The organism is Arthrobacter sp. K410C (genome assembly GCF_059090105.1).
In genome coordinates, this window is the sequence record NZ_JBNHFJ010000036.1 from 1 (window position 1) to 4,145 (window position 4,145).

The following is a 4,145-nucleotide window of genomic DNA, read 5'->3' on the forward strand; positions in this document are numbered from 1 at the left end:
AGGTGGAGGTGGGCGCGTCCTGCGATGTTCGCGAATCTCATTTTTCTTCCTGGGTCAGGGCAAGAGCGGTTGGTAGCTGCGTGGCGCGCGTGTCGGGGTCAGACAGTGGTCGCGACACGCCGCTCTGGTTCGGCTGCCGGGTCCAGCAAGTGACACGCGGCGACCGCGCCGGCGGGTGTGGGAAATGCTGGCGGGTCCACTTTTCGGCAGATGTCCATCACGGCCGGGCACCGCCCGGCGAACCGGCACCCCTGCGGCAAGTTGGCAGGGTCTGGCGGGTCGCCCTTTAATACCAAACGCGGACGATGACGCTGTACCCGCGGTGATGGGATTGGAACGGCCGAACGGAGCGCGCGCGTGTATGGGTGCGACGGGTTCTCGAACACAGCATCGACAGTCCCGTACTCGACAATGCGCCCCATGTACATCACGGCGACGCGGTCGGAAATGTGCCGAACGACCGACAAGTCGTGAGCGATGAACAGGTAGGCAAGCCCCAGCTCGGCCTTCAGCTTCTCCAGGAGCTCAAGTATCTGATTCTGCGTCGAGACATCCAGGGCACTGACGGCCTCGTCAAGGATCAACAGCTTCGGGTTGACAGATATCGCCCGGGCAATGGTCAGACGCTGCCGCTGGCCGCCTGAGAACTCGTGCGGGTAGCGGTTCGCGTAGTCCGGGTCCATACCGACCTGGGTGAGCACCTCGGCCACCCGGTCGGCCTTTTCCGAACGGCTCATCTTCGTGTGGGCATCCAGCGGTTCTGCAATGGCTGCCCCGATGAGCATGGACGGGTCCAGCGATGAGTAGGGGTCCTGAAAGACCATCTGCATTTTCTGCCGGGCAGTACGAAGCGCGTTGCCCTTCAAAGACATGATCTCATGGCCGTCCAGGGTGACCTGTCCAGCCGCCGGTTGCACCAGCCGCATCACCCCGCGCGCCGTCGTCGATTTGCCGCAGCCAGACTCGCCCACCAGGCTCAGGGTCTCCCCCGGGTACACCTCGAAGCTGACACCATCAACAGCACGAACGGTGGCTGCGGGCCCCTTGCTCAGCAGCTTTCGACGCCCCTTGAATGTCACCTCCAGGTCGCGTACGGACAGCAATGGTACGGGCTGTGACGTCATCAGTCGATCCCTTTCAAGACGAGCTCATGTGCTCGGATGCAGCGCGAAGTGTGGCCCGGGTCCACCTCATTGAGGATCAACGTGCCCGAACGGCACGCATCGATCGCATACTGGCAACGCGGATGGAATCGACATCCATCCGGAAACTTGCCCACGCGAGGAGGCGAACCGGGGATGGTCTTCAGCTCTCCTTTGTTATCCAGACGCGGCATTGCCTCGATCAGGCCCTCCTGATACGGGTGCCGTGGGTGCTCGAAAACTTCGAGCGATTCAGAACCTTCGACGATCTGCCCTGCGTACATGACCATGACGCGGTCACAGATGTCAGCCACCACGCCCAGGTCGTGAGTGATGAAGATGATCGAGATTCCACGTTCTTCCTGCAGGTCCTTGAGCAGATCAAGGATTTGCGCCTGGACAGTGACGTCCAGCGCCGTCGTCGGCTCGTCGGCGATCAGCACGTCCGGGTCGCAGGACAATGCCATCGCGATCATCACGCGCTGGCGCATGCCGCCGGAGAACTCGAACGGATACTGGTCCACCCGGCGCTCCGGGACAGGAACACCGACGCGGCGCAGCAACTCGATCGCCTCAAGACGGGCTTCCTTCTTCGAAAGGCCCCGGTGCCGCCGCAACGGCTCACCAATCTGGTCCCCGACGGTGAACGCAGGATTCAGACTGGTCATCGGTTCCTGGAAGATCATCGCGATCTTGTTGCCAAGATAATCCGACATCGCGCCGTCGTCGAGGCCGGCAATGTTCTCTCCGTCCAACAAAAGCCGCGACGCCGATACCCGCGTCTGACGCTTGGGCATAAGGTTTGCAATCGACAAACAGGAAACGCTCTTGCCGCTCCCTGACTCACCGACCAGCCCCAAGGTCTCGCCACGGCGCAACGAGAAGCTCACGCCATCGACAACGACCTGCCAGCCTTCTGCCGTCAGGACCTGGACGTGGAGGTCCTCAACTTCGAGAAGCACATCCTGCTTGGTTTCAATCACACTCATGAACACTCCCGGTGGTAAGGGACGGGCAAGACATCAACAGCGCGGTTCGTCATTCCTTGCGTTCCTCACGTCCAAGCGCATCTCGCAGACCGTCCCCGAGGGTCATGAAAGTAAACACGGTCAGGGAAATCATGATGCCGGGAAAAATACCGAGCCCCGGTGCCCGACGGAAGTAGAGGAAGCCATCGCGGATCATCGTTCCCCACGAAGCGTCCGGCGGTTGCACACCCAAACCGAGGAAGCTCAAGCCAGCCTCTGACAGCATCGCAGCACCAGAGGTCACAGCGATCGCAACCGTCAGAGGTGACATCGCGTTCGGAACGATATGACGCACGATAATGCGCCATGTCGGGGTGCCAATGCTTCGAGCCGCTTCGATGAAGGTCTCTTCCTTGATGCCCATGACCACCCCGCGCATGAGCCGCGCGAACCGTGGCGACATCAGGATGCCGACCGCGATCATCGCATTCACAAGGTTCGGGCCGAGGATACCGACCAGGGCGATGGCCAACAGCAACGGCGGGAAGCTCATCGCCGCGTCCATCAACCGCATCATGATCGTGTCCACCTTGCCGCCGAAGTAACCGGAAGCGAAGCCGATGGGCAGACCGATCGCCAGCGCGACCGCGAGAGCGAGCACGACCGCGAGCATGCTCGTGGTCGTCCCTATCATCAGCCGGGACAGGACGTCTCGTCCGAGCTGATCCGTCCCGAGGAGATGCCCGTCCGTGCCCGGCGGCAGCAGAACGGACTTCAAATCCTGCACGATAGGGTCGTGCGGGGTGATAAAGGGCGCCAGAACCGCCAGGACAACCACCAGCAAAAGCACGGTCAATGAAACCAGGGCAGCCCGGTCTCCCAGAACACGGCGAAGGAAATCGCTCCTCACGCGCCCGGCCGGGATCGTCTTCCCCGCTGCAACGACGTTGGTCGTCGTCGCGCCGGTGACTTTAGTTGCATTGCTCATCTGGGACGCACCTTCGGGTTCAGATAGCCGTAGACCAGATCAACCACGAGATTGATGACAAGGGCCACGACAACGGCGACCAGGACAATGCCCTGGATGACGGGGATATCACGCTGCACAACAGCGTTAACGGCGACCATGCCCATGCCCGGGATCCCAAACACCTGCTCCACGAGCACCGCCCCACCAAGCATGAACGTGACCTGCACCCCCAGGACGGTCACAAGCGGCACCGCCGCGTTCTTCATCACGTGCTTGCCAAGGATCACCCGACCGCGCAGACCCTTCGCACGAGCCGTGCGAATGTAGTCCTGCTTCATCACGTCGATGATCGAACCGCGCAACTGCCGCGTGCTCTCCGCAGCGGCGGCGGCACCGAGCGTGAGAGACGGCAAGATCAAATGGACCGCCCACAGACCAGGATCCTTGGAGAACGGCACATAACCCGTAGCCGGCAGCCAAGCCAGCGAGATCGAGAAAATCAGGACAAGCATCATGCCCAACCAAAAAGACGGCAACGCGACACCCAAAGACGAACCGAAACCAGCAAGCCGCTCGATCCACGTGCCCTGCCGCAACGCCGATGCAATTGCAAACGGAACCGCGATAACCAATGACACCAGAATCGCCGAAAACGTCAACGCAAGCGTCACCGGCAGACTCGCACTGATGCTCTGCGCCACCGAACGGCTCGTGAACAACGAGGTCCCCAAATCACCCTGAAGAGCACTCAACAACCAATTGCCGTACTGCACAATCACCGGCTGATTCAAACCCAACCGCTCCCGGATCGCCTCAATTTGCTCCGCCGTGGCATCCGGACCGGCAATGGTCACCGCAGGATCACCAGGAATCAGCAACGTGAGACTGAACACCACGAACGTCACAATCAACAACACCGGCAACGTCGTCAAAAGACGCGCAAGAATAAACCTAACCACCACTGACCCCCACCGAGACCGCACAGCAACCTCGATCGCCCCGCACACACTGAGCAGCAACGCCGCCGTCCAGATGAACCATCAATTTTCTCCTGCCGCTCAGGTG

Annotated in this window: 4 protein-coding genes; all 4 read right to left on the minus strand. The window is 61.1% G+C overall.

Annotation, left to right across the window (positions count from 1 at the left end):
* Nucleotides 1-98: 98 nt before the first annotated feature.
* The 4 genes from AC5RU7_RS20875 to AC5RU7_RS20890 are packed head-to-tail and all read right to left on the minus strand — an operon-like array spanning nt 99 to nt 4,039.
* The gene (locus tag AC5RU7_RS20875) at nt 99-1,124 is read right to left on the minus strand and encodes an ABC transporter ATP-binding protein (protein WP_494053854.1); all 1,026 of its coding nucleotides are present in this window, start codon (nt 1,122-1,124) and stop codon (nt 99-101) included.
* Nucleotides 1,124-2,131 (minus strand): ABC transporter ATP-binding protein, encoded by a 1,008-nt coding sequence (locus AC5RU7_RS20880; RefSeq protein ID WP_494053855.1) that lies wholly within the window; start codon nt 2,129-2,131, stop codon nt 1,124-1,126. The genes AC5RU7_RS20875 and AC5RU7_RS20880 overlap by 1 nt, the downstream gene beginning before the upstream one ends.
* A gap of 49 nt (nt 2,132-2,180) precedes the next feature.
* Complete coding sequence (locus AC5RU7_RS20885; RefSeq protein WP_494053856.1) at nt 2,181-3,098, minus strand: ABC transporter permease; 918 nt, start codon at nt 3,096-3,098, stop codon at nt 2,181-2,183.
* Nucleotides 3,095-4,039, minus strand: coding sequence for an ABC transporter permease (locus AC5RU7_RS20890; protein ID WP_494053857.1), 945 nt, complete (start codon nt 4,037-4,039; stop codon nt 3,095-3,097). Before AC5RU7_RS20890 ends, AC5RU7_RS20885 begins: the two co-directional genes overlap by 4 nt.
* Nucleotides 4,040-4,145 lie beyond the last annotated feature (106 nt).

Bases quoted from the DNA above. Each gene is read 5' to 3' on its own strand.
- AC5RU7_RS20875 (WP_494053854.1), bottom strand. From the start codon at position 1,124: ATGACGTCACAGCCCGTACCATTGCTGTCCGTACGCGACCTGGAGGTG.
- AC5RU7_RS20885 (WP_494053856.1), bottom strand. From the start codon at position 3,098: ATGAGCAATGCAACTAAAGTCACCGGCGCGACGACGACCAACGTCGTT.
- AC5RU7_RS20880 (WP_494053855.1), bottom strand. From the start codon at position 2,131: ATGAGTGTGATTGAAACCAAGCAGGATGTGCTTCTCGAAGTTGAGGAC.